The 24,649-nt window shown below is 56.1% G+C and carries 22 protein-coding genes, 1 tRNA gene, 2 pseudogenes and 1 riboswitch; of the genes and pseudogenes, 14 read left to right on the top strand and 11 right to left on the bottom strand.

What is annotated here, in order from left to right; translation table 11 throughout:
* Window positions 1–3 precede the first annotated feature (3 nt).
* A riboswitch (Lysine riboswitch) is annotated at window positions 4–201 on the bottom strand.
* Between the two features lie 190 nt (window positions 202–391).
* Window positions 392–2,041, top strand: coding sequence for a glucose-6-phosphate isomerase (gene pgi / locus DXX3274_RS19780; RefSeq protein ID WP_042861289.1), 1,650 nt, complete (start codon window positions 392–394; stop codon window positions 2,039–2,041).
* A gap of 104 nt (window positions 2,042–2,145) precedes the next feature.
* Here the strand turns inward: pgi and DXX3274_RS19775 are convergent, their stop codons facing one another.
* Window positions 2,146–3,300 (bottom strand): glycosyl hydrolase, encoded by a 1,155-nt coding sequence (locus DXX3274_RS19775; protein ID WP_238556062.1) that lies wholly within the window; start codon window positions 3,298–3,300, stop codon window positions 2,146–2,148.
* Window positions 3,301–3,555: 255 nt separating this feature from the next.
* On the opposite strand from DXX3274_RS19775, the gene DXX3274_RS19770 reads away from it, so the two are divergent.
* Window positions 3,556–3,900, top strand: coding sequence for a DUF4156 domain-containing protein (locus tag DXX3274_RS19770; protein WP_042861287.1), 345 nt, complete (start codon window positions 3,556–3,558; stop codon window positions 3,898–3,900).
* A gap of 39 nt (window positions 3,901–3,939) precedes the next feature.
* Here the strand turns inward: DXX3274_RS19770 and epmB are convergent, their stop codons facing one another.
* Complete coding sequence (gene epmB, locus DXX3274_RS19765) at window positions 3,940–4,983, bottom strand: EF-P beta-lysylation protein EpmB (protein ID WP_042861286.1); 1,044 nt, start codon at window positions 4,981–4,983, stop codon at window positions 3,940–3,942.
* A 39-nt stretch (window positions 4,984–5,022) separates the two neighbouring features.
* Here epmB and efp point away from each other — a divergent pair, with 39 nt between their 5' ends.
* On the top strand, window positions 5,023–5,589 hold the full coding sequence (efp, locus tag DXX3274_RS19760) for an elongation factor P (protein ID WP_012768149.1): 567 nt from the start codon (window positions 5,023–5,025) through the stop codon (window positions 5,587–5,589).
* Window positions 5,590–5,745: 156 nt separating this feature from the next.
* Window positions 5,746–6,099 (top strand): DMT family protein, encoded by a 354-nt coding sequence (locus tag DXX3274_RS19755; protein ID WP_022635071.1) that lies wholly within the window; start codon window positions 5,746–5,748, stop codon window positions 6,097–6,099.
* 151 nt (window positions 6,100–6,250) lie between these two features.
* Here DXX3274_RS19755 and DXX3274_RS23840 read toward each other — a convergent pair.
* From DXX3274_RS23840 to frdA, 5 genes and pseudogenes are all read right to left on the bottom strand, one after another.
* Window positions 6,251–6,499 (bottom strand): annotated as a pseudogene (locus DXX3274_RS23840) (lipocalin family protein); the annotation flags it as partial.
* A gap of 55 nt (window positions 6,500–6,554) precedes the next feature.
* The gene (gene frdD / locus DXX3274_RS19745; protein WP_042861285.1) at window positions 6,555–6,911 is read right to left on the bottom strand and encodes a fumarate reductase subunit FrdD; all 357 of its coding nucleotides are present in this window, start codon (window positions 6,909–6,911) and stop codon (window positions 6,555–6,557) included.
* 14 nt (window positions 6,912–6,925) lie between these two features.
* On the bottom strand, window positions 6,926–7,321 hold the full coding sequence (gene frdC, locus DXX3274_RS19740; protein ID WP_038665180.1) for a fumarate reductase subunit FrdC: 396 nt from the start codon (window positions 7,319–7,321) through the stop codon (window positions 6,926–6,928).
* A gap of 12 nt (window positions 7,322–7,333) precedes the next feature.
* Window positions 7,334–8,068, bottom strand: coding sequence for a succinate dehydrogenase/fumarate reductase iron-sulfur subunit (locus tag DXX3274_RS19735; RefSeq protein WP_042861283.1), 735 nt, complete (start codon window positions 8,066–8,068; stop codon window positions 7,334–7,336).
* On the bottom strand, window positions 8,061–9,857 hold the full coding sequence (frdA, locus tag DXX3274_RS19730) for a fumarate reductase (quinol) flavoprotein subunit (RefSeq protein ID WP_042861282.1): 1,797 nt from the start codon (window positions 9,855–9,857) through the stop codon (window positions 8,061–8,063). The genes DXX3274_RS19735 and frdA overlap by 8 nt, the downstream gene beginning before the upstream one ends.
* Window positions 9,858–10,326: 469 nt before the next feature.
* On the opposite strand from frdA, the gene epmA reads away from it, so the two are divergent.
* Window positions 10,327–11,304 (top strand): elongation factor P--(R)-beta-lysine ligase, encoded by a 978-nt coding sequence (gene epmA, locus DXX3274_RS19725; RefSeq protein ID WP_042861280.1) that lies wholly within the window; start codon window positions 10,327–10,329, stop codon window positions 11,302–11,304.
* 77 nt (window positions 11,305–11,381) lie between these two features.
* On the opposite strand, the gene mscM is transcribed toward epmA, so the two are convergent.
* The 3 genes from mscM to rsgA all read right to left on the bottom strand — a co-directional run bounded on the left by mscM (window position 11,382) and on the right by rsgA (window position 16,767).
* Window positions 11,382–14,705: a miniconductance mechanosensitive channel MscM gene (mscM, locus tag DXX3274_RS19720; RefSeq protein ID WP_042861278.1), complete on the bottom strand. Its 3,324-nt coding sequence runs from the start codon at window positions 14,703–14,705 to the stop codon at window positions 11,382–11,384.
* A 29-nt stretch (window positions 14,706–14,734) separates the two neighbouring features.
* Window positions 14,735–15,646 carry an archaetidylserine decarboxylase gene (asd, locus tag DXX3274_RS19715; protein ID WP_042861275.1) on the bottom strand — a complete coding sequence of 304 codons (912 nt, stop codon included), beginning with the start codon at window positions 15,644–15,646 and terminating at the stop codon, window positions 14,735–14,737.
* A 71-nt stretch (window positions 15,647–15,717) separates the two neighbouring features.
* Window positions 15,718–16,767, bottom strand: a complete 1,050-nt coding sequence (rsgA, locus tag DXX3274_RS19710; RefSeq protein WP_042861274.1) for a small ribosomal subunit biogenesis GTPase RsgA — start codon at window positions 16,765–16,767, stop codon at window positions 15,718–15,720.
* A 149-nt stretch (window positions 16,768–16,916) separates the two neighbouring features.
* Here rsgA and orn point away from each other — a divergent pair, with 149 nt between their 5' ends.
* The 8 genes from orn to DXX3274_RS19670 all read left to right on the top strand — a co-directional run bounded on the left by orn (window position 16,917) and on the right by DXX3274_RS19670 (window position 23,305).
* Entirely contained in the window at window positions 16,917–17,459 is a 543-nt protein-coding gene (orn, locus tag DXX3274_RS19705; RefSeq protein ID WP_033112427.1) for an oligoribonuclease, read from the top strand.
* Window positions 17,460–17,638: 179 nt separating this feature from the next.
* Window positions 17,639–17,714: transfer RNA gene (locus DXX3274_RS19700), tRNA-Gly, on the top strand.
* Window positions 17,715–18,157: 443 nt separating this feature from the next.
* Window positions 18,158–19,693, top strand: coding sequence for an amino acid adenylation domain-containing protein (locus DXX3274_RS19695; RefSeq protein WP_050569910.1), 1,536 nt, complete (start codon window positions 18,158–18,160; stop codon window positions 19,691–19,693).
* Between the two features lie 3 nt (window positions 19,694–19,696).
* The gene (locus tag DXX3274_RS19690; protein ID WP_050569909.1) at window positions 19,697–19,963 is read left to right on the top strand and encodes an acyl carrier protein; all 267 of its coding nucleotides are present in this window, start codon (window positions 19,697–19,699) and stop codon (window positions 19,961–19,963) included.
* Between the two features lie 23 nt (window positions 19,964–19,986).
* On the top strand, window positions 19,987–20,934 hold the full coding sequence (locus DXX3274_RS19685; protein ID WP_042861271.1) for a chlorinating enzyme: 948 nt from the start codon (window positions 19,987–19,989) through the stop codon (window positions 20,932–20,934).
* 14 nt (window positions 20,935–20,948) lie between these two features.
* Complete coding sequence (locus tag DXX3274_RS19680) at window positions 20,949–21,629, top strand: serine-tRNA(Ala) deacylase AlaX (RefSeq protein WP_042861270.1); 681 nt, start codon at window positions 20,949–20,951, stop codon at window positions 21,627–21,629.
* Window positions 21,622–22,542, top strand: a complete 921-nt coding sequence (locus DXX3274_RS19675) for a DMT family transporter (protein ID WP_038665208.1) — start codon at window positions 21,622–21,624, stop codon at window positions 22,540–22,542. Before DXX3274_RS19680 ends, DXX3274_RS19675 begins: the two co-directional genes overlap by 8 nt.
* On the top strand, window positions 22,535–23,305 hold the full coding sequence (locus DXX3274_RS19670; RefSeq protein WP_042861268.1) for a thioesterase II family protein: 771 nt from the start codon (window positions 22,535–22,537) through the stop codon (window positions 23,303–23,305). The genes DXX3274_RS19675 and DXX3274_RS19670 overlap by 8 nt, the downstream gene beginning before the upstream one ends.
* Window positions 23,306–23,427: 122 nt before the next feature.
* On the opposite strand, the gene DXX3274_RS19665 is transcribed toward DXX3274_RS19670, so the two are convergent.
* Complete coding sequence (locus DXX3274_RS19665) at window positions 23,428–24,000, bottom strand: helix-turn-helix domain-containing protein (RefSeq protein ID WP_042861266.1); 573 nt, start codon at window positions 23,998–24,000, stop codon at window positions 23,428–23,430.
* A gap of 348 nt (window positions 24,001–24,348) precedes the next feature.
* Between DXX3274_RS19665 and DXX3274_RS24345 the strand changes: the two are divergent.
* Window positions 24,349–24,649: pseudogene (locus tag DXX3274_RS24345) on the top strand (hypothetical protein); the annotation flags it as partial.

Below are 24,649 nucleotides of genomic sequence, written 5' to 3'. Positions count from 1 at the left end.
GGCACACCCAGAAGCGCTCCACCTTGCTGATCGTTCCGCCTTGCGGAGCGATGCGGGTGACAACCCAGGGGATTCAGCCCCTGCGGTCGACAGCGCAAACACCGTACGTTACGTCTGCCTCGGCGCCGCTCCCCCTCAGGTATCTTCGTTGGATACGGTTCCTCCGATACCTTGCCTGGGCGGCGCTCCTCTTCTGGCTTGCGCAACGGGTGCGCAAGTAGGCTTTTACAAATAGCGGGTAACGCGGCGGCTGTCAATCAACATTGGACCGAGGCGCGGCATTTCGCAAGAAAAGGGCTTCCCCGTAAGGCGTTAAGGGATACAATCGGGAAAAAGCGGGCTGGATTTCCCGCCCGGCGACCGACTTGTTCTCAAACCGAAGAGTAGTGTGATGAAAAATATCAACCCGATGCAGACTGCCGCCTGGCAGGCATTGCAGCAGCATTTTGCCGCGATGAAAGAGGTGCAGATCAGCGATCTGTTCGCGCAGGATCCCGAGCGTTTCTCTCACTTTTCCGCCACGTTCGGCGACCTGATGCTGGTGGATTATTCCAAGAACCGCATCACCGCCGACACGCTGGAAAAACTGCAGGCGCTGGCGCGTGAAACCGATCTGCCCGCTGCCATCAAGTCGATGTTTTCCGGCGAGAAGATCAACCGCACCGAAGAGCGCGCCGTACTGCATGTCGCGTTGCGCAACCGCAGCAACACGCCGATCGTGGTCGACGGCAAGGATGTGATGCCGGAAGTGAACGCCGTGCTGCAAAAGATGAAGCAGTTCAGCGAACGTGTGATCGGCGGCGAGTGGAAAGGCTATACCGGCAAGGCGATCACCGACGTGGTGAACATCGGCATCGGCGGGTCCGACCTGGGGCCGTTCATGGTGACCGAGGCGCTGCGCCCGTATAAAAATCACCTCAATATGCACTTCGTTTCCAACGTCGACGGCACCCACATCGCCGAAACCCTCAAACGCGTCAACCCGGAAACCACGCTGTTCCTGGTGGCCTCCAAGACGTTCACCACGCAGGAAACCATGACCAACGCCCACAGCGCGCGCGACTGGTTCCTGAAGGCGGCCGGCGATGAAAAACATGTCGCCAAACACTTCGCGGCGCTGTCCACCAATGCCAAAGCCGTCGGCGAATTCGGTATCGACACCGACAACATGTTCGAATTCTGGGATTGGGTCGGCGGCCGTTATTCGCTGTGGTCCGCCATCGGCCTGTCGATTGTGCTGTCTATCGGCTTCGACAACTTTGAACAGCTGCTGAGCGGCGCGCACGCTATGGACCAGCATTTCGCCACCACCCCGGCTGAGAAAAACCTGCCGGTGCTGTTGGCGCTGATCGGCATCTGGTACAACAACTTTTTTGGCGCGGAAACTGAAGCGATTCTGCCGTACGACCAGTACATGCATCGCTTTGCGGCCTACTTCCAGCAGGGCAACATGGAGTCCAACGGTAAGTACGTCGATCGCAACGGCAACCCGGTGGATTACCAGACCGGGCCGATCATCTGGGGCGAACCGGGCACCAACGGTCAGCACGCGTTTTACCAGTTGATCCATCAGGGCACCAAGCTGGTTCCGTGCGACTTCATCGCGCCGGCGCTCACCCATAACGCACTGAGCGACCACCACAACAAGCTGCTGTCGAACTTCTTCGCTCAGACCGAGGCGCTGGCATTCGGCAAATCCCGCGAGGTGGTGGAAGCGGAGTTTGCGGCGGCCGGTAAGTCCGCCAAAGATGTCGAGCACGTGGCGCCGTTCAAAGTGTTTGAAGGCAACCGCCCGACCAACTCCATCCTGCTGCGGGAAATCACCCCGTACAGCCTGGGGGCGCTGATCGCGCTTTACGAGCACAAGATCTTCACCCAGGGCGCGATCCTGAACATCTTCACCTTCGACCAGTGGGGCGTGGAGCTGGGCAAACAGCTGGCTAATCGCATCCTGCCGGAACTGCAGAATGACAGCGCGGTCAGCAGCCACGATAGCTCCACCAACGGGTTGATTAACCGTTTCAAACAGTGGCGCGCGTAATTACGGCGCAGGCGCTCCAATAAAAACAGGCCCCGATTTCGGGGCCTGTTTTTTTATAACATTGGTGATAACATTGGTTTTTATAACATTGGCTTTTTATCGCATCAGTTGGCTTCGACAATCGGCGTCAACTGGCTGCCGCTCCAGATGCCGCCGCGGTTAACGACGCTACTGTCGTTGTAGGCGGCGGAGGCATTCAGATTTTTCACCGGACTCCATACGTTATTCCAGGGCAGGAAGTAGACGGTTTTGGGGAAATTGCTTTTGATGACGCTGACCAGACGGGCGTAATCAAACTGCTGGTTGGTGGTGGACGGGCCGACCTCGGTTAAGGCGAACGGTTTGTTCAACCGCAGCATCTCGTCGTAACCGCTGAGATTGGCCGGGTTGTCCAGATACATGTCCAGCCCGGCGATATCTACGTAAGCGTCGCCGGGGTAGAACCCGGTCTTGTCCTGGCGGTTGGCGTCCGGCGCGTACACCCACAGCAGATTATTCAGCCCTTTGGTCTGGGTGAAATAGGTGTAGATGTCGCGGTACAGACGGATATACAGGTTCATGCGCGTGGTGTCATGGGTGTTGTAGCCGGTGGCGCCCCACCAGAACCACTCGCCGTTCATTTCATGCAGCGGGCGGTACAGCACCACCACGCCTTGCTGTTGCAACTGCATGAGCCCGGCCGCCACCTTGTCCAGAATAGCCAGCCAGCGGGTGCGTTCCGGCGTTCCTGATTGCAGCACGGCGGCCAGTTGCTCGTTGCTGACCGCTTTTTTCAGCCCGCCTTCGCCGGTGCCGGGATCGTTGCCGGCAAATACCGGGTTGGGCAGATGATGGCTGATTTGCACCAGACCGCCTTTTTTCCAGTAATCGATAAGCGTGCTGTTGCAACTGTAATCCACCAGATCCGCCTCGTTACCTGCGGAGGTTCGGTCCCAGCCGCGCGCGTAGTCGCAGGCGTAGATAGCCGGATACTGACCGGTGCGGGCGGCGATGTTCTCCGCTTCGGCTAGCGAGAAGGCGTCATCGCCGCCGATATTGGCGTAGCCGCCAAACGCGCCGGAGAGCAGTCGGGAATCGCTGCGATTCGGCAGGTGCGCCATCCAGTTATACATGGTGCGGGTCGTGTTCATGGCGTTGGCGGTAACGGGCGTCACCGTATGGGCGCCGGCCTGGCCGACGGTTGCAGCGAACAGGCCGGCTGCAACGGAGAGTGTGCGAAACATGCGATACAGCGTTTCCTGTCGAGAGTGTGTTTGCAAGTGAGCTATCCTTTTTTAATTTGAAGAGAAAAGGTTATTGATAAACATATGCCGATACTGATGCGGCATGTGCCAGCCAGGACCGATGGTACGAATCAGGGCGTGATCACAGTCATGGCAACAGAAATTGTTGTCGTTTATCCGGTAATTGCCAACCTGATAGTGGTAACATGAGCCTGTTTTGGCATAAGTTTTCGATTGTCGGGTCGGGGTAGCCCGGCTTCGACCAGTGTATCGACTATCACGGAGAGAAGCATGCGGACTCGTATTCTGATGGGATTGGCTGCCGTCACCTTGCTGGCGGGATGCAGCACCACCAACGAACTCAGTGCTGCCGGTCAGGCGGTGCGTTTTACTGACAGTAAGCCGGCGGCGCAATGCCAGCTGCTGGGCAATATTACTGGCACGCAATCCAACTGGTTGTCGGGCGGCGGTAATGAAGGCAGCTCAATGCGCGGCGCGGCGAACGACCTGCGCAACAGGGCGGCGGAGATGGGCGGCAACGTGATTTACGGCGCGACTACGCCGAGCCAGACGTTCCTGTCCAGCTTCGCGCCGCTGGACAGCAAGATGCAGGGCCAGGTTTACAAGTGCCCCTGATGTCGAAAGCCGCCGGCGTTGCGTGACGCCGGCGGCGTCTCAGTCCTGATTTTCCTGTTGTTGCGGCATACCGATATCCAGCAGCGTCTTGCTGGCTTCGCCGCCGATTTCCCGCGTCAGGCTTGGCACCAGATAGCCTGATACCCGCGTCATCAATTCTCTGATCAAGGTTCGCGCTTCGTCGTCCGGCACCAAAAAGTGCGCCGCACCCTGTACTTTGTCCAGCACATGCAGGTAATAGGGCAGGATACCGGCGTCGAACAATGCGTTGCTGAGCGCCGCCAGCGTGTCGGCGTTATCGTTGACGCCACGCAACAGTACGCTTTGGTTGAGCAGCGTCACGCTCGCCCGGCGCAAACGTGCCATACTGTCGGTGAATTCCGCGTCGATTTCGTTGGCGTGGTTGATGTGGGTCACCAGCACCACGCGCAGCGACGAGCGCGCCAGCCGCTGGCAGAGTTCGTGGGTGATGCGCGCCGGGATCACCACCGGCAGGCGGGTGTGGATACGCAGCCGTTTCAGGTGGGGAATCTGTTCCAGTTCGGTCAGCAGCCAGTCCAGTTCGTGATCCTTGGCCATCAGCGGGTCGCCGCCGGAAAAGATGATTTCGTCCAGTTGCGGATGCTGACGGATGTAGGACAGCGCCTGACGCCAGTTGGCCTTGTTGCCCTGATTATCCTGGTAGGGAAAATGGCGGCGGAAACAGTAACGGCAGTTGACCGCGCATCCGCCTTTCACCAGCAGCAGCGCGCGATTGCGGTATTTGTGCAGCAGCCCGGGCACCACGCTGTGCTGTTCATCCAGCGGGTCGTGGCTGAAGCCGGGGGTGGTGATGAACTCGTCCTGCGCGGTCAGCACCTGCAACAGCAGCGGATCGCGCGCGTCGCCGGGCCGCATGCGCGCGGCAAACGCGCGCGGCACCCGCAGCGGGAACAGTTTGCGGGCATCGCGCCCGGCGGTCAGTTGCGGATGGTTATCCAGCGCCAGAAGTCGCAGCAATTCATCAGGATCGGTAATAACGTCGGTGAGTTGCTGCAACCAATCTTCTCGGGAAGGTATATTTAGGGTTACAATGTGTGCCATTTTTTTGGCTAAGTACCAGTATTAATGTAGAGGGCCATTATGGCGACTTATTTTAGCAACGATTTCCGCTCCGGTCTTAAAATCATGTTCGAAGGCGAGCCGTATGCCATCGAATCCAGTGAATTTGTGAAACCGGGTAAAGGCCAGGCTTTTGCTCGCGTCAAAATGCGTCGTCTGTTGACGGGGTCCCGCGTTGAGAAAACCTTCAAGTCTACCGACTCGGCTGAAGGCGCTGACGTGATGGATACCAACATGAACTACCTGTATAACGACGGCGAGTTCTTCCATTTCATGCATCCTGAAACCTTTGAACAGCATCAGGTTGAAGCGAAAACCGTGGGTGATTCTGCCAAGTGGTTGCAGGATAACGCCGAATGTATCGTTACCCTGTGGGACGGTCGTCCGATCGCCGTTCAGCCGCCGAACTTTATCGAAGCTGAAATCACCGAAACCGATCCGGGCCTGAAAGGCGATACCGCCGGTACTGGCGGCAAGCCGGCTACCCTGTCCACCGGCGCCGTGGTAAAAGTGCCGTTGTTCGTGCAGATCGGTGAAGTGATCAAGGTTGACACTCGCTCCGGCGAATACGTCTCCCGCGTGAAGTAATCTTCCCGGCGCGTAAACTGCCCGTCGGGCGGTTTACGCGTTGCAATGCCTTTGATATCCCGCCTGAAAAATTCTCTCACACACGCCGAACGTTGCCTGATGGTATTTTGCGCCGCCTGACGTAATAATGCCGCGTCTTGGTTAAGGAGAGTCTCTATGTCACCACTGATTATCACCGTTTTCATGCTGACCCTCAGTAATGTATTCATGACCTTTGCCTGGTATGGGCATCTTCGCTATTTCAGCGGTCGCACCTGGATGGTGGCGGCGCTGGTCAGTTGGGGAATCGCACTGTTTGAATACCTGTTGCAGGTGCCGGCCAACCGTATCGGTTATCAGGTGGCGTCTGCCGGGCAACTGAAAATTCTGCAGGAAGTGATCAGCCTGTCGGTATTTATTCCCTTTTCGATAATTATTCTCAAAGAGCCATTCCGTACCGACTATATTTGGGCCGGGCTGTGTCTACTGGGTGCGGTATTCTTTATGTTCCGCGACAAAATTATGGGTTGACCCATCGCGTAACGATATTTCGTAAAAACAGCCGGCGCGATCGTCGGCTGAAAATAAGCCGGGCGAATCGGCTGGCTATCGCAGGAAATAACAATATCAAAACGCTGTTTTATTTATTTCCTGCGCTGTTTTGGTCAGCCTGATTATTTCTCTAAATCGGCGAATGGGTTAACCCAGAGAATGGATTAACCCAGATTACGTTGTCCGTCTGGAACCCATTACGTTGAGCGGTCGCCAGCAGCGCCTGCCTGACGAGCGGATGGAGTCCAGGCGAGCGGGACAGAATCCACAGATAATCGCGGTTTGGACCGTATACCAATGCGTAGCGATAGTCGCTGTCCAGCGCAATCACATTGTAGCCGCCGTAAAACGGGCCGAAGAACGGCACTTTCAGCGCGGCGCAATAAAAAACGGCCCGCATGGTGCGGGCCGTGAGACATGGCGAGGCGGTGGTTTTACAGCGTAACCACACCGATGATAGTGACGACCGACAGGATCGCCGCCAGACCGTAGAACACCCAATTGCCGGCCGGCACATGGATTTTCAGGTCATGCATGGCGTGATGGATACGGTGCAGGCCGCACCACAGCGGCAGCACGATCATCAGCAGCAGGAACGCGCGGCCAATCAGGCTGTGGCTGAACGCGGCGATGCGATCGTAGGTCAGCGCCTGCGGGAACAGACCGAGCGGCAGCAGAACGCCCACCAGCAGGATGATAACCGGCGCGAACATGGCGCTCCACATGCCGCCGGCGCCGAACAGGCCCCAGAACGGCGGTTCGTCGGAACGTTTGGGTTGTTGATTAATCACGAAATTCCTCCTGTTCAGAACAGCAAGGCGATGGCCAGCACCGCCAGCGTGATGACCACAGTGGCCGCCCACAGTCCTTTGACGATCGGCTCTGGCCCCATTTTTTCATCTTTAACGATGATAATGCTGGCCTTGGGCGCCAGATCGAACCAGGTCTTGGTGTGCAACACCGCCGCCAGCAAGGCGATGATGTTGAGCAACAGTACCAGCGGGTTTTGCAGGAAGCTGACAAACTGGCTCCAGCCTTCCGGACCGGCTTTGAGCGAAAACACGCCATGCAGCAGCACGATGCTGAACCAGACGGCGGGTACCGCGGTGCCTTCGCGCAGCATGTAGAAACGGTAGAAACCGAGCTTCTGCCACCAGGTGGGCGTCATGCCACGGACATACGCTTTACGTTTGGTGATCATTTGTTGCCTCCCTTATTGTGGTCTCAGCATGGCGATCATGAAGTCTTTGGCGCTTTCCACCTTACCTTGCTGGATAGCCGCCGCCGGATCGACGTGCTTCGGACACACTCCGGAGCAGTAACCCACGAAAGTACAGGACCAGACGCCATTGTCGCTGTTCAGTTGCGCCATACGCTCTTTCTTGCCGTGGTCGCGGTTGTCCAGGTTGTAGCGGTGCGCCAGCGTGATGGCGGCGGGACCGATGAACTCCGGATTCAAGCCGAACTGCGGACAGGCGGCGTAGCACAGCCCGCAGTTGATGCAGCCGGAGAACTGGTGGTATTTCGCCATCTGGGCCGGCGTCTGCTTGTTCGGCCCCTGGTCCGGCGTGCGGTTGTTGCCGATGATGTACGGCTTGATCGCCTCCAGACTTTCGATGAAGTGGGTCATGTCCACCACCAGATCGCGTTCGATCGGGAAGTTGCCCAGCGCTTCGACCTTCATGCCGCCGGTGTACTCACGCAGGAAGGTTTTACAGGCCAGCTTCGGCACGTTGTTGACCATCATGCCGCAGGAGCCGCAAATCGCCATGCGGCAGGACCAGCGGTAGGACAGGTCCGGCGCCAGGTTGTCCTTGATGTAGCCCAGCGCGTCCAGCAGCGAGGTTTCGCGGGTATACGGCACCTCGTAGGTTGCGAAGTGCGGGGCGTTGTCCTGCTCCGGGTTATAGCGCATGACTTCCATTTTCAGGGTTTGCATATCAGCCATTCGCTTGCTCCTTCTTGTTTTTCTCCTGAGCTTCCGCTTCGGCGCCGTAAACACGTTTCGCCGGTGGCAGCTTGGTGATCTTCACATCGCTGTATTCCAGGCGGGGCGCGCCTTCCGGGTTATAAAACGCCAGCGTGTGCTTCAGGAAGTTGACGTCGTCACGCTCGGTGCAGCCTTCATCCAGACGTTGGTGCGCGCCGCGGGACTCTTTGCGGTTGATGGCGGAGTGCGCCATACACTCGGCAACGTCCAGGCTGTGGCCCAGTTCGATGGTGTAGAGCAGATCGGTGTTGAACACGCTGGAGTGGTCGGTGATCTTCACGCGCTTGAAGCGTTCTTTCAGTTCCGCCAGTTTGTCGACGGTTTTCTGCATCAGGTCGGTGGTGCGGTAGATGCCGCAGCCTTCTTCCATCGACAGCCCCATTTCGTCGCGGATTTTGGCCCAGCTTTCGGTGCCTTCCTGCTTCATCAACGCGTGCAGCCGCTGTTCCACGTCTTTGGCCTGCGCATCCAGCGCGCTGGCGTTGGCCGGCGCTGCCGTCTGCGAGCGTTCCACCGCTTTTTCACCGGCGACGCGGCCGAATACCACCAGTTCCGCCAGTGAGTTGGAACCGAGACGGTTGGCGCCGTGCAGACCGACGGACGAGCATTCGCCGACGGCGAACAGACCCTGAATACGGGTTTCACACTGCTGGTCGGTTTCGATGCCGCCCATGGTGTAATGCGCGGTGGGGCGAATCGGAATCGGCTCTTTCACCGGGTCGACGCCGACGTAGGCTTTCGCCAGTTCGCAAATGAACGGCAGGCGTTCTTTCAGTTTCTTCTCGCCCAGATGACGCAGGTCGAGGTAGACCACATCGCCCAGCGGCGTGGGCACGGTGCGTCCGGCGCGCCATTCGTGCCAGAAGGCTTGCGAAACTTTGTCGCGCGGACCCAGTTCCATGTATTTGTTTTTCGGCTCGCCCAGCGGCGTTTCCGGCCCGAGGCCGTAATCCTGCAGGTAGCGGTAGCCGTCTTTGTTGACCATGATGCCGCCTTCGCCGCGGCAGCCCTCGGTCATCAGGATCCCGGAGCCCGGCAGGCCGGTGGGGTGGTACTGTACGAATTCCATGTCGCGCAACGGCACGCCGTGACGGAAGGCCATGCCCATGCCGTCGCCGGTAACGATGCCGCCGTTGGTGTTGTAGCGATAGACGCGGCCGGCGCCGCCGGTAGCCATCACGATGGCGTTGGCGCGAATCTGAATCAGCGACCCTTCCATCATGTTGATGGCGACGACCCCACGGGCCTGCCCGTCATCCACCAGGATATCCAGCACGAAGTGCTCGTCGAAGCGCTGAATCTGCGGGTATTTCAGCGAAGTCTGGAACAGGGTGTGCAGCATGTGGAAGCCGGTTTTATCCGCGGCGAACCAGGTACGTTCGATCTTCATTCCGCCGAAGCGGCGTACGTTGACCGAACCGTCCGGTTTGCGGCTCCACGGGCAGCCCCACTGCTCAAGCTGGGTCATTTCACGCGGGCAATGCTGCACGAAGTGATCCACCACGTCCTGTTCACACAACCAGTCTCCCCCGGCCACGGTGTCGTGGAAGTGGAAGTCGAAGCTATCGTGATCTTGTGTGACCGCCGCAGATCCCCCCTCGGCGGCCACGGTGTGGCTGCGCATCGGGTAGACTTTGGAAATCAGCGCAATCTTGAGTTGGGGATTTGCTTGTGCAGCGGCAATCGCTGCCCGTAAACCTGCTCCCCCGGCCCCGATAATGGCCAAATCGGCATTAAAGGTTTGCACTGCATGCCTCCAGTTACTTAAGTTAAATAAATTAAATTAAGAAAATAATATGAAATTAAGTTTAGTCACTTATTTCCCGTTTTAATTTCCAAGACATTAAATCGAGTGAAAAAATATCCGGTCAAACAGTACAGAGAGATTAAATCACCCTTTTTTTGTATGGAAATGATTATAGCGATTTGTAGATGACTGAAATTTGATGTGATCCAGCATTTTGCTGTTTTTTAATATCTATACGGACATATTCCGGAAAATGTGATTTATCCGCAAATAGCACTTTCGTACCCCAAATAATTCGAGTTGCAGGAAGACGGCAACCGGGTGAATCTCCGGGATCGTAGATTAGGCGGTACCTGGTAATTATGAATATAGGTAAGCCAAATAGAGGAAAACCCTTCGCGGGATAAATTTGTCTGGCTGTGGTGATGCGGGTAGACTGCACCTCCAGTTTGAGTTTGGAGTGGAAATCATGAGCGAAACGGCAAGTTGGCAGCCCAGCGCCCCTGTCGCCAATCTGTTGAAGCGGGCGTCGATAATGAAAGAAATCCGGCGTTTCTTCTCAGACCGCGGCGTGCTGGAAGTGGAAACGCCGGCCATGAGCCAGGCGACGGTGACGGATGTGCATCTGTTCCCGTTCCAGACCCACTTTGTCGGCCCCGGCGCCGCCGATGGCATGGCGCTGTATCTGATGACCAGCCCGGAATACCACATGAAACGCCTGCTGGCGGCGGGCAGTGGGCCGATTTACCAACTGTGCCGCAGTTTCCGCAACGAAGAATCCGGCCGTTATCACAACCCTGAATTCACCATGCTGGAGTGGTATCGCCCGCACTATGACATGTACCGGCTGATGAACGAAATGGATGACCTGCTGCAACAGGTGCTGGAGTGCGATAGCGCGGAGATGCTTTCCTATCAGCAGGCGTTCCAGCGTCATCTGGAAGTGGATCCGTTGTCGGCGGACAAGGCGCAACTGCGTGAGGCGGCGGAGAAAATCGGCGTGGGGGATGTCGCCAACCGGGAAGAAGATCGCGATACCCTGCTGCAACTGCTGTTCGCGTTTGGCGTGGAGCCGCAAATCGGCCGCGACAAACCGGCGTTTGTCTACCATTTCCCGGCAACGCAGGCGGCGCTGGCTGAAATCAGCACCGAGGATCACCGGGTGGCGGAGCGTTTTGAGGTCTATTACAAAGGCATCGAACTGGCTAACGGTTTTTGCGAACTGACCGACAGCAAAGAGCAGCGTCAGCGTTTCGAGCAGGATAACCGCAAACGCGCGGCGCGCGGCCTGCCGGTGCAGCCGATCGATGAAAACCTGCTGGCGGCGCTGGAAGCCGGCATCCCACCGTGTTCCGGCGTGGCGCTGGGCGTTGATCGTCTGGTGATGATGGCGCTGAATGCCGAGTCTATCGGCGAAGTGATGGCGTTTACGGTGGATCGCGCCTGAGGCTGCTTGCTCTATTATTCGTCTGACTGAAAACCACGGAAGCCATCGCTTACCGTGGTTTTCTTTTTGCAGAGGGGTTACAGCCCGCCAGCAGTGCGGGTTGAGGTGGCGGAGTTACGTCCGACGATTTGCACCGAATCCATCTGTACCTGGAACGGCGGGAACGGCATCACCAGATGGTGTTCGCGGTAGCTTTCCAGAATCAACTGGTGCAGTTCGTGGCGCAGCGGCATGCGGTGGCCCATTTCCGCGGCGAAGATACGCAGTTCAAAAATCTGGATGCCCTGACGCAGGTCCACCAGAAACACTTCCGGCGGCGGGTTATCCAGCACCAGCGAGCAGCGTTTCACCGCGTCCAGCAGCAGCGTGGTGACCTCCTGCGTACTGGCGTCGGCGGGCGCCGGGATGGTCAGCACCACGCGGGTGACCGAATCGGACAGCGACCAGTTGATGAACTGCTCGGTGATGAACGCCTTGTTGGGCACGATGATCTCTTTGCGGTCCCAGTCGGAAATCGTGGTGGCGCGGGTATTGATGCGCATCACGCTGCCGGTCAGATCGCGGATGGTCACGGTATCGCCGATGCGGATCGGTTTTTCGAACAAAATAATCAGGCCGGAGATGAAGTTGGCGAAGATCTCCTGTAAGCCGAACCCCAATCCCACGCCGAGTGCCGCCACCAGCCACTGTAATTTTGACCATTCGATGCCGATCAGCGAGAACCCCATCAGCCCGCCCACCAGCATCAGCAGGTATTTGCTGACGGTGATAATGGCGTAGCCGGTGCCGGGCGACAGTTCGATATGCTGCAATACCGCCAACTCCAGTAGCGCGGGCAGATTGCGCATCAGTTGCGCGGTGATGACAAACACCAGCAGCGCGATCAGCACCGCGCCGAGGGTAATCGGCTGCACGCTCTCCACGCCTTTCACCGTGCTGGTGACGTCCCACAGGCTGATGTTTTCCATAAATGCGAAAGCGGAATGGATTTCCGACCACAGCGCAATCACCGACACCAGTGCGATCAGCGTTAGAATAGAACGCACCAGTTTCAGCGAGCGGGCGCTGATGGCATCCAGATCCACCACCGGTTCTTCCACCACGTCGACGCCGGCTTCGTGCGACGACGGGTTGGTGTCTTCCTCGCCGCGGGCGCGTTGCGCCAGCATGTCCGCCCGGCGCTGTCTGGCGCGGTCAAAGGCGATGCGGCGGCGCTGAATCCACATCCAGCGGCGGATGATGTGATAAATCACCAGCAGGAAGAACCAGATGGCGACCGAGGTTTCCAGCCGCGCCAGCAGCGCCTGCGAGGTGGTCAGATAGCCCAGACAGGATGCCAGCGCGGCAATCAGCGGGATGCAGATCATCAGATTCCACATCGCGCGATTCACCGGGTTTTCGCCGGAACCTTCCTTATCCAGATACAACGGAATACCGGCGCGTTTCAGGCTGGTGGTCACCAGACTGAGCGCCATACACAGCAGAATAAAGCACAACCGCCCCAGCGTGCTGGAAAACTCCCGGTCGTTGAGGTTGTCGAAGGTGATCAGCGCCATCACCAGCGGCACGATAAAGCCGATGGACAGACGGTAGTAGCGCATGGCGCGCGCCACCTGTTTCGGCGACCAGCCGAAATGCACGATGAACAGCCCCTGTCGGTGGGAAAACGCGGCGCAGACCATCACCACCCACATCAGCGGCACCGTGGCAGTCACGCTGTCGCCGATCGCCACCGCCACCGGGTAGGGCCAGGCGTTTTGCAGGCCATAACCGAGCGCGGCCCACAACACCGGCAGCGGCATCGCCACCATCACCGACCAGAACACGGTACGCAGCGTCAGCATGAAATAGTCGAGGGTGACTTTGCCCACCCGACTGCTGGCGCGCTCCAGAAAAGCATGATAATGACGACGCGAGCTGATGCTGAGCCCGACCAGCAGCAACGCGCCCAGCAGCGGCAACAGCGTGCTCTGGCTGGTCGCCATCATCAGCATCGCGCCGCTAAGTTGGGTAAAGGTATCCAGCGACAGCAGGCGCGACAGGTCGCGCAGCAGGTTGAGCGGGTAGGCGAAACCGATCGGGTCGACATCCGCCACCCAGAACAGATAGCGATGCGCCGCGTCGCGGATCTCGGTCAGCGCGTCCTCCAGCTGGCTGCTGGCGACTTTCAGCTTGGTCAGTTCCAGAATTTGGGTGTCGCAACCGGAAATCAGCGACGTGAGCAGATCGCGCTGGGTGCGTTGCTGATCGTTGACGATCTTTTGCTGGGCGGCGGTTAACGGGGTGCCGTCGTCCTGCCGGGCGGGTTCGCCGGCCGCCGACAGTTTGTTGAGCAGGTCTTCGTAATGCAGGCGCTGGGCGCGCAGTTGCGCCATGTCGCCGTCCAGTTGCTGAGGCTTGGGCATTTCCGGCAGGCGCGCCACCTGCGCGCGCAGGGTTTCCCCCAACGCCGGCGACGAGCCAAGCCACTGCGCCTGTTCGCGCAGCGTGCTCAGCGCCTGGCGTACCTGTAGCGTTTGGGCGGCGGTCTGGCGCTGACGGGCGGCAATCTGATCCATGCGCTGCGCTTGCTGGTTGAGCGCCACGGAGAGTTCGCGGTTGGTTTGCAGCAGTCCGGCGACCGCCGCAGGCAGTTGGCCTTCCTGTTCCGCCAGTTGCTCGGTACGCTCCAGCGCCTGCTCCGCCTCGCGCTGGCGCAAGGTGTTCAGGGTGCTGCGCAACAATTGCAGCTGATTGTCCAGCCGGTCGCGCCGCTTTTTGTAGACATCCGCCTGCAGGCGCGACAGTTCCTGACGGTTGCTGGCGGAAAGTTGCGCCAGCTCCAGCTCTTCCACCCGGCTTTTACGCAGCGCCGCTTCGGCCTGCAATGCGGCCAGCTGTGCCTGTCCGAGCGCGGTGGTCGGGTTGCCCAGCGCCTGTAGACGCCGTTCGACTTCGCTCAGCGCGCGGTTGGCTTCGGTTTGCTGTTGCGGCAGTTGAGCCAGCGAATCGCTGATTTCCCGCTGGCGGTCCTGTTCCTGCTGCAACTGGCGGCCTTGCTCCAGCAACTGGCTGCTGAACTGGACAATCTGTTGTTCCAGCTCGTTGACCGATGTCGCTTTCGGCGGCGCGGCCGGTTTGGCGTTTTCGGCATCCAGCTGCTGGCGCAGCTCGCGGGTCAATTTGGGAAAGTCGTCAATCGCGCGCTGGTACTGGTCGGCGCGCTGGCGGGCGTCCCGGCGTTCGTCCAGCAGCCGTAGAGCCGACTGTAGCTCTTTGACGACATCGGCCTGCGCCGGGGTGTTCTTGTTGGCTTCCGCCTGTTGCAGATCCTGCTTCAGTTGCGTTTCGTCAGGCAACTGGGCGGCCAGCGACGTGGTTGATAACAGGCATCCCAACAGGAAAATCAGAATCAGACGCACGGCTGGCCTCCTCAGGCGTATTGATGGGGTCAGGGGGTATCGCTGTCGTTGGCGGCATTCATGCGCGCCAGAACGTCCTCATCCAGCGCTTCGGCCATAGCCTCACCCATGCGAGTGGCGCTTTGGCTGGCTAGTCCGGGCATCAATTGCACCCGATCTTTCGCAAACAGGTTAATCACCGTGGAACCGAGTTTGAAGCGGCCCATCTCGTCGCCTTTCTCCAGAATTACCGCGCCTTCGCCTTCCATCGGATAGGCCCAGCGTTTGATGATGCCTTCGCGCGGCGGCGTTACCACGCCCGCCCAGACGGTTTCGATGCTGCCGACGATGGTGGCGCCGACCAGAATCTGCACCATCGGCCCGAATGGCGTATCGAACAGGCAGATCACGCGTTCGTTGCGGGCAAACAGATTCGGTACGTTGGCGGCGGTCAGCGGATTGACCGAAAACAGGTCGCCCGGCACGTAAATCATATCGCGCAAAATACCGTCGCACGGCATGTGGACGCGATGGTAATCGCGCGGGGAGAGATACGTGGTGACAAACAGACCGTCACGAAACAGGTCGGCGATAATGTAGTTGCCGGCCAGCAGCGCTTCCAGCGTGTAGTCGTGCTGTTTGGCCTGCAGGATCCGCTCGTCGTCAATGGTGCCCAGTTGAGAGATGGCGCCGTCGGCAGGGAACACCAGCCGGTTCGGCAGCGGGTCCACCGGGCGGATGCCGGGTTTCAGCGGGCGCACAAAGAAGTCGTTGAACGAGCGGTAGGATGCGGTATCCGGTTGCTGCGCTTCCTGCATGTTGACTTTGTAGATGCGGGCAAACAGGTCAATCACCAGTTTGGTGAGCATGCCGGCCTGACGGTCGGCTCCCCAACCAGCCAGTTGCGTCAGCCAGACCTTCGGGAGCAGATGTTGTAGAGCAATCTTGATTCTGTCCAGCACAGTGAGCCTCGTCGTTTTTTTAAGGGTACGCCGTAAAAAGGGACGCATTGTAGCGGTGGATACGATAAATGTCAGTTATCCGGAGCAGAAAAGGATTTACGCGTTTTTACCTGCGCCATGCTCTCAAGGATACGGTGATAATTGTCGAAACGCTCTGGTGCTATCTCCCCGCGCTCCAGCGCGGCGCGAATGGCGCAGCCGGGGTCGGTGTCGTGTTTGCAGTCGCGGAATTTGCAGCTGCCCAGGTATTCGCGGAACTCGATAAAACCGCGCGTTACCTGTTCCGGCTCCAGATGCCACAGCCCGAATTCGCGCACGCCCGGCGAGTCGATGACATCGCCGCCGTGCGGGAAATGGTACAGACGAGCGGCGGTGGTGGTGTGCTGGCCCAGTCCGGAAGCGTCGGATACGTCGTTGACCAGAATTTGGGCGTCGTCAGGGTAGAGCAGTGCGTTGAGCAGGCTCGATTTACCGACGCCGGACTGCCCGGCAAAGATGCTGACGCGGCCGGTCAGCGCGGCTTCCAGCTCGGCGACGCCCTGCTGGGTGTGGCTGGACATCATCAACACCCGGTAGTGCAGCGCGCGATAGATATCCATCACCTCTTCCACAAACGCCCGGCCTTCGTCATCCAGCAGATCGGTTTTGTTGAGCACGATCAGCGGCTCGATTTCCAGCGTTTCGCAGGCCACCAGATAACGATCGATAATATTGAGCGACAGCTCCGGCAGAATGGCGGAGACAATCACAATCTGATCGATGTTGGCGGCAATGGGTTTGAGACCGTCATAGTAGTCCGGGCGGGTCAACACCGACTGACGCGGATGCACCGCCTCGACGATGCCGCTGATGCCGGCCAGCGTTTCGTTGCCGGCGCGCCAGACCACCCGATCGCCGGTGACCAGCGAGTGGATGGTGCGGCGAATGTTGCAGCGGTGCAGCTCGCCGTTCGGCGCTTCCACATCGGCGTGCATGCCGAAACGGCTGATGATGATGCCTTCCTGCGGTTCGCTCAGTTGGCTGTCATCCCACTCGACCTTGCTGTCGGCATGTTTCAGGCGGCGCTGATGGTTGGCGCTGACCCGCCGTTGCTGACCTTTTGACAGTTTCTTTTTACTCACGCAGTCTCTCTTGGTTCGGCGCTTATCGCCGGTGGCGATGGAAGCGACTATAATACACGCTATTTTATTTTAATTAACCGCCGCCAGCGGGCCTGTCAGCCTGCCGTCGGCGAAATTTTTATAGCAACGGCGACACGGGAAAGGCGACGATGGTAAATGAAAACAACCTGATCTGGATCGATTTGGAAATGACGGGGCTGGATCCCGAACGGGACCGGATCATCGAGATCGCAACACTGGTGACCGATGCCAACCTGAACGTACTGGCGGAAGGCCCGACGCTGGCGGTGCATCAGCCGGACAGCCAACTGGCGCTGATGGATGACTGGAACGTGCGCACCCACACCGCCAGCGGGCTGGTGGATCGGGTCAAGGCCAGCGCTTTTGACGAAGGCGCCGCGGAACGGGAAACCATCGCATTCCTGCAGCAGTGGGTGCCGGCGGGCAAATCGCCGATTTGCGGCAACAGCATCGGGCAGGATCGCCGTTTTCTGTTTCGTTACATGCCGGAACTGGAAGCCTACTTCCACTATCGCTATCTGGACGTCAGCACGCTTAAGGAACTGGCGCGCCGCTGGAAGCCGGAGATGCTGGCCGGCTTCAAAAAGCGCAACACCCATCAGGCGCTGGACGATATCCGCGAATCGGTAGCGGAACTGGCTTACTACCGCGAGCACTTTATCCAGCTGTAACGGCATCCTCCGCAAGGAAACCAGGAAAATCGCCCGTTTCTGCGGGCATTTTCAGCGTGTTGGTGATTTTGTCGGCACTTGAACGACATTTTTCGTCAGGGGGGTTGCGGGAAAAAACGTTTCTCGTATAATGCGCTCCCCGTAACGACAGAAAGTAGTGCGACGTTACGCCACACCCTGCGGGAATAGCTCAGTTGGTAGAGCACGACCTTGCCAAGGTCGGGGTCGCGAGTTCGAGTCTCGTTTCCCGCTCCAAATTCAGTTGTGCAGATGAATGTCTGCATGATGCAGAAAACCACCGAAAGGTGGTTTTTTTGTTTCTGCCGTTCGTTATAGCAAACCCGCCGACTGATTCTTGCCAACACGATGTTCCCACCGCTTTTTCCCACGAGCGGGCTCTCCCCTGATTCCTATCCTTGCCCTCACTGCAAGCGGTGTGTCAGCAGCGTGCCTGATGGGCAAGCCCCGACATCCGCGTTCTTCCCCTTATCCGCTTACACCGCTTCGATAAGAAAACCATTGCGAACTGACAGGATGCGGTCTGACGCGCCTGACGTCAGGCGGCTCGATTAACAGCGTATAAAAATGACTTCTTAATAAAAAAATCAGCATATAAAAAACGCTTGTTCGTTTTAGTGGTATTGTATAGTCTTTAAAAAAACAAATGTGATGCCAATGTGAACGAAAAGGAGGATGGTGTGAACGCTAAGCCCTCATCCACGCAGCCGAGAAGGACACTCTTGGGGTGCTTTCTGGCAGCGGCGGAAAAGTATCCCGACCGCATCGCCGTCAAAGATCGCGAAACACGTCTCACCTACCAGGCCATGAAGGGCTTGATCCTCAATATCGCCAGCGCGTTGCGTGAATTGAAGGTGGAGCCGGGCAACCGCGTCGCCGTCGAACTCACCCCTTCCGGAGAGCTGATCGCGGCATTGCTCGCCGTGCAATATGTCGGGGCTGCTTATGTTCCTCTGGATAAGAAGGCGCCGCTGGAAAGAAACCAGTTGATCGTGAATGACGCCAGGCCCGCTTTGATTATTTCCGATAGCGACATTGCTCCTCATCGGGATGTCAAAAATGTGCACATACAGGCTTTGACGTCTGCTTCTGCTTCATCCGACATGTACGATCAGTCACGGCTCGAAAACACGGCTTATATCATCTACACCTCAGGCACCACAGGGAAACCCAAAGGTGTGCCGATTACCCACGGCAATCTTGAAGCATTATTCTCCGCCACCGCCGCTATTTATAATTTCAACCAACAAGACGCAACGCTGTTGTATCACTCCTATGCATTTGACTTTTCAGTATGGGAAATATGGTCGGTTCTGGGGTATGGCGGAAAATTGGTTATACCTGACGATGAAACCAGAATCGTTCCGGATGCCCTGGCCAGACTAATTAAAGAAGAAAATATTACATTATTAAATCAAACACCCACCGCATTCTCTGTGAATGCCGATAAACTCTGCCAATTTAAGCCGGAAGAGCTCTCGCTACGTTGCATTATATTTGGTGGGGAGCGATTGAATTTCCAAACGCTGAAACGTTGGCACAATCATTTTGGATTACATTCACCTATGTTGGTGAATATGTATGGCATTACCGAAACGACGGTGCATACCAGTTGGCATATTGTCAGCGATACGGATTTAATCAACCCCGATTCCAATATTGGGCGAGTGCTGCCAGATTTCCATTACATTATTAGACCTATCGGAAACGAGTCTTCCGCAGAGGAAGGTGGTGAGCTTCTATTATCCGGCCCACAGGTTACTCATGGATACCTGAATATAAACAACGACGAAAGCCGAAAATTTATCTGGCTGGAAACAGAGGGTGTATCGCGAAGATATTATTGTTCCGGTGACGTGGTAAAGCATAACAATGACGGTGAACTGCTCTATCTTGGTCGATGCGACGACCAGGTGAAAATCAATGGATTCAGGATTGAAACTGGCGAAATCGAATCTGTCCTGGCTCAAATAGACGAAATTGGCGACATCTCCGTGCTGGCGGCAAAGACTGAAATGCATGGCCATCACTTGATCTGTTTCTTTACCACTTCATCGAAGATTGCAGAAGTAGATGTAAAGGAGAAGTTGAAGTCTCTGGCCAGACTCGCTTTGCCTGTATATATGCGCCCGATGCGTTACAGGCGAGTCGACGTGATGCCAAAAACGGTAAACGGAAAGGTTGATAAAAAATTAATTTTGCATTCAATGGAGTAAATCATGACTGTCACTGATGCTTTAAATTCCCAAGACCATGTCCAGAATAAAACAGCCCAGAAGGAAAAAGCACTAGAGCAATATTTACTGTGGCTGAGCGATATCCTGGAGCAGCCGGTTAAACCCGGCGATAACTTTCTCGACGCAGGCGGTCACTCGATGATTGCTATTTCGTTAAACGAAAGGGTCAAAAAGGAATTCGGACTTGCGCTATCAATGGAGCGTTTATATAACACGACATTAAAAGACGTTTTCTTTGCAGCCAAATAGTTCCCTAACAGAGGATATGTAAAATGAGTAAGACATTACACCTGACAGAAGAACAATTAGATGGCTTTCATCGCAACGGTTATATCGGCCCGATAACTATTTATACTCCGGATGAAATGAATGAAATCTGGAATAAAGTGCGTCGTCAGTTGCCTGACCGGAGTAATGCCGCCTATCCATCCGACTCCTACAGCGCGGCGACAAACATCTCCAATTATGATCGTCATCTGGATGTTGAACTACTTAGCCAGCATATTACCAATCCACGTATCGTCGCCCCTGTTTCCGACATTCTGGGCAAGGATGTGCTGTGCTGGCGGACCGAGTTTTTCCCAAAATATCCGGGGGATGAGGGGACTGACTGGCATCAGGCCGACACCTTCGCCAACGCCAGCGGCAAGCCGCAGATTCTATGGCCCGGAGAAACGGAAGATCGCTTCGGCAAGGGAACGCTTACCGTCTGGACGGCCTTTACCGACGCCACGATTGAAAATGGCTGTCTTGAAATCATGCCCGGCACGCACCACAAGATGAATTACGACGAAACCAAGTCGATGGCATATCAGACAGATATTATCAATAACCGCGCGAAAGAGGGTAAAAGCCGGGGCTTCTTTGGCTATGACTACCGCGAACTGCAAATCGAGCCGGACTGGAAACCAGACGAAAGCAAAGCGGTGCCATTGGTGATGAAGGCGGGCCAATGCGTGATCTTCTGGTCCACGCTGATGCACGCTTCCTATCCCAACTCGTCCAAAAAAGATTTCCGTATGGGGTTTGCCACGCGCTATGCGCCAAGCGTTGTCGATATCTATCCCGATACCGACGTCGTGCAGGAGTACGGCGGCAGTATTCCGCTCGATAAGTTTGGGTGCGTTATTGTTTCAGGCCGGAGCCTCAACGGAAGAAACCGTATCGCTTCAAATAACCTGCTCGGGCAACCCTTCACTCCCCTGATTGAAACCCTATAAAAAGGAGCCCCCAAATGATTCAAATTCAACGCTATCTGGATGATACCTACTGCTTTTCTGCAACAAGCGAGGTCATTGCCGCCGGCACTGATGAGTTTGGAACATGGCTAGCCCTGAAGGAGAACATTTTTCACCCGCAGGGCGGGGGGCAGCCCGCAGATACTGGGTGGGTAAATGACATCCCCGTTAGCGTCCGCAAAGATGCGTCCGGTCTGGTGGTCGTTTATCCGCAATCTCCACTCAAGTCCGCTGAGGCGGACCTGTTGGCGTCCAGGTTATCCGCGTCCGAACGTATGCGAAATGCTGCGTTGCATACCGCCGGGCATTTGCTGAACTGGGAAATGCGTCGGTATGGATGGATGGCGACTGCCGGGCATCATTTCCCCGGGGAGTCTCGCGTCGTCTTTTCCCCCATGGGTTCCAGCGCAGTACTGGTTGATCGCTTGCCGCTTGAGGATATCGAAGCCGGCATCAGCGCACGTCTGAGGGATGGCGGTGAGGTCAAGATATGGCTGGAGGGAGATACCCGCTACTCTCTGATCCACGATACCGAAGCGATGCCTTGTGGCGGAACGCACGTGGATAACCTCAGTAAGATCGCCGATTTCTCAATCAAATCGGCCAAATTCAAGAAAAACCAGCTGCGTATCAGTTATGACGCAAACCATACCGCCCCGAGGAATGACAATGTCTAATGAGACGACCCTGCAACTTTCACGCTCACGACTGTATCTGGTGGATTTGGGATTACTGGCGGTCGCCCTGTCATGGGGCGCAAGTTACTCATTGATGCAGATGATCATTCATGCGGGGGTGGCTGTTCCTTTGTTCCTGATGCTGCGCTTTGCCCTGGCGGTTCCTTTTATGTTCATTGGCACTCGCATCCGCTTGCGCGATTTTACACGCGGCGAAGTCGTTAATGGTGTGATTTTCGGTGCCTTGCTTTACGCCATTTTGACGCTTGAAACGCTCGGCGTGAAGCACACTACCGCTGCCAATGCGGGTTTTCTGATTGCACTGTCGGTGGTTCTGGTTCCTTTTTATGAACGGGTGCTGGGCAAGCGCAGGCAGAGCAAGCTCATCTATTTTACCTGTTTCCTGTCATTGGCTGGCGGCGGGTTGATAAGCTTTTCCAATGGCGGACAGGTCGGCTTCAACCTCGGTGACTGGCTTGTGTTGCTGGCGGCATTAATTCGCGGATTCCAGATATTCATGTTTGGCAGGCAGACGGCCGGCAAACCCTATTCGCTGATCAATATCACGCTGGTTGAGCTGCTGACCGTCGCCGTGCTTGGCTTGTCGTTCGTCTATGTTTCCGATCCGGAGTCTATGCGTACTATCCCCAGTATTTCCCTTGATATCTGGGGCTATATCCTCTTTCTGAGCCTGCTGGCGACGGCATTTGCATTCCTGATGCAACTCTATGCGGCGAAGCTCACCAGTCCGACTCGGGTTGGGCTCATTTTGTCGCTGGAGCCCGCTTTTGCGGCATTTTTTGCTGTCTCCATTATGGGCGAGGTGATTGGGGTCTGGCAGGGCATCGGTGGCGCCGTCATCGTTTTTGCTGCGCTGGTAGGGCGTGTACTCGAGGGTAAGCGCTATGAATGAACCCCAGCATCACATGGTTCTGTTTCATCATGCTGGCGGTAACGCCTCGGCTATGAACGCGATAGCCCGGCGTTTTTCGCCACAGTTCGACACCATGCTGATGGAAATGCCGGGGCGCGGCCGGCGCCGTCAGGAAGAACTGATGCGTGACGCCGGGCGTATCGTGGATGACTTTGCCTCGCGCATTCCCACTCAAGGCCGGCTCATCCTGGTTGGTCACAGCCTGGGCGCCTATATGGCCTATTTGCTGGCCGGCTACTGCCGGAGCAGAACGCCGGATCGGGATATCGTGCTGGTGGCGATGTCTAACGATCCTATCCATTGCCGCAGGCATTTCCCCTGGCTGGAGCTTAACCTGGAGTCGCAACAAGCGATATGGCGCTTTGCGACCCAACTCGGGGAGCTTCCTGACTGGTTGATGCAGGATGATGTGCTGCGCCAGCAGTTCATTCAGGTGCTGGCTGCCGATTTGGACGTTGCCAATTCCATTCAGCCCGAAAGCACTTGTCCGCTGGAGGATGTGCCGTTGTTAGTGATCTACGGAGAGAACGACCCGTATCTTCCCTTTGCTCCTTCTCGCTGGCGTGAATGTACCAGCGGTATCTATCGTATGGAGAGTGTGCCGGGAGGGCATTTTATTCAATCGGAGCAGGAGCAAGACATTTACGACATCATTCTTCGCTTTATTTCAGATGTCGATGTGAATAGAAAGGATAATTATACCCTAAATAATTCGAGTTGCAGGAAGGCGGCAACCGAGTGAATCCTTAGACGCTTACATCAGTAAGTGACTGGGGTGAGTGAGGAAAGCCAACGCACCTGCAACTTGAAGTATGACGGGTATAAAGGATATATATCAGTTTGGGGCTTTGTTGCCCCATTGGGTTAAACCTGAATGGAGTTGGACATGACCACTGTCGCACTAACTGCATTGTCAGTACATATATAAGAGTGAGATACGTTTCCGGAAAAACAATAAAAGTCGCCCGCTTTAAGCACGATACTTTCGTCATCGGCAAGTTTGAGCATTAATGAACCTGAATGCACCAGAATATGTTCATGTGTTCCAGATGCGTGTGGCGGGCTATTGATAATGACGCCGGGATTCATTTGCAAATGCCATATTTCGGCGATATTGCCCAGCCCGATGCGGAATTTCATCTTTTGGGAGTATTCCCCTTGCATTGGAATATTTTTTTCCATGTAAGGGTAGGTGCTGGTGTTAACGGCAAGCAGATCGCTTAAGGGAACTCGCAGGGCGCTGGCAATGGCATCCAATGTGTCGACACGTGGATTTGAGTTGCCAGACTCCAGCTTGGATAAGGCTGCTTTCGACACGCCTGATAATTTGGAAAGATCATTAAGAGAGATATTTCTGGTCATTCTTAATCGTTTGATTTTGTTTCCAATGTTAATGGATGTTGTCTCTGCTTTATCGTGATGCTGGGAGGTGTTCATCAACAAACCAAATTAGTTATCAGACAAGGCGTCCAGTCTAGCAGATCCAGATAGAAAGGTGGCGGTTTTGTTTAGGGAACAGACCATACCCAAAATAATTCGAGTTGCAGGACAAAACGTTTTGCGTTTCGAACAACGCGAAGCGTTGGCCCTTCAGGGCAAGGCTTATTTGAGCCTTGTAACGCGGCAACCGAGTGAATCCCTGAGAACTGACATAAGTAAGTGATCGGGGTGAGCGAAGGTTGCCAATACACCTGCAACTTGAAGTATGACGGGCATATATTGAGATGCCGATCTCGGAACAATACCAGACCAAACGCTATTGGCTTTAATTGAGGTGATATCAATATGATTCATGAAAATGAATACATAAAAGTTATATTCTATATTGCATTGTTTCTGAGCATTCCGGGGCCGACCAACACCTTGCTTCTTTGTTCCGGTTATACCCAAGGTTTTATTAAAAGCATAAAACTGATTTTATCAGAATGGCTCGGATATCTATTGGCAGTCACTGCATGGGGGCTGTTGTTTACTTATCTGGCACAACATGGAAATCTGATGCTGAGCGTCATTAAATTGTTCTCGGCCTGTTATGTCGTCTATTTGGCGATAAAAGTGTGGCGGTTTTCACTTCATCAAATTAGCT

The organism is Dickeya sp. NCPPB 3274 (assembly GCF_000406205.1).
GTDB lineage: Bacteria > Pseudomonadota > Gammaproteobacteria > Enterobacterales > Enterobacteriaceae > Dickeya > Dickeya fangzhongdai.
The sequence above is the reverse complement of the archived record's forward strand: the minus strand, read 5'-3'. Positions and strand labels throughout refer to the sequence as shown.

Bases quoted from the DNA above. Each gene is read 5' to 3' on its own strand.
- epmA (WP_042861280.1), top strand. From the start codon at position 10,327: ATGAGCGAAACGGCAAGTTGGCAGCCCAGCGCCCCTGTCGCCAATCTG.
- DXX3274_RS19685 (WP_042861271.1), top strand. From the start codon at position 19,987: ATGAGTAAGACATTACACCTGACAGAAGAACAATTAGATGGCTTTCAT.
- DXX3274_RS19665 (WP_042861266.1), bottom strand. From the start codon at position 24,000: ATGAACACCTCCCAGCATCACGATAAAGCAGAGACAACATCCATTAAC.
- efp (WP_012768149.1), top strand. From the start codon at position 5,023: ATGGCGACTTATTTTAGCAACGATTTCCGCTCCGGTCTTAAAATCATG.
- DXX3274_RS19675 (WP_038665208.1), top strand. From the start codon at position 21,622: ATGTCTAATGAGACGACCCTGCAACTTTCACGCTCACGACTGTATCTG.
- DXX3274_RS19690 (WP_050569909.1), top strand. From the start codon at position 19,697: ATGACTGTCACTGATGCTTTAAATTCCCAAGACCATGTCCAGAATAAA.
- epmB (WP_042861286.1), bottom strand. From the start codon at position 4,983: ATGGCACACATTGTAACCCTAAATATACCTTCCCGAGAAGATTGGTTG.
- DXX3274_RS19735 (WP_042861283.1), bottom strand. From the start codon at position 8,068: ATGGCTGATATGCAAACCCTGAAAATGGAAGTCATGCGCTATAACCCG.
- DXX3274_RS19670 (WP_042861268.1), top strand. From the start codon at position 22,535: ATGAATGAACCCCAGCATCACATGGTTCTGTTTCATCATGCTGGCGGT.
- DXX3274_RS19770 (WP_042861287.1), top strand. From the start codon at position 3,556: ATGCGGACTCGTATTCTGATGGGATTGGCTGCCGTCACCTTGCTGGCG.
- pgi (WP_042861289.1), top strand. From the start codon at position 392: ATGAAAAATATCAACCCGATGCAGACTGCCGCCTGGCAGGCATTGCAG.
- DXX3274_RS19755 (WP_022635071.1), top strand. From the start codon at position 5,746: ATGTCACCACTGATTATCACCGTTTTCATGCTGACCCTCAGTAATGTA.
- frdC (WP_038665180.1), bottom strand. From the start codon at position 7,321: ATGATCACCAAACGTAAAGCGTATGTCCGTGGCATGACGCCCACCTGG.
- DXX3274_RS19680 (WP_042861270.1), top strand. From the start codon at position 20,949: ATGATTCAAATTCAACGCTATCTGGATGATACCTACTGCTTTTCTGCA.
- orn (WP_033112427.1), top strand. From the start codon at position 16,917: ATGGTAAATGAAAACAACCTGATCTGGATCGATTTGGAAATGACGGGG.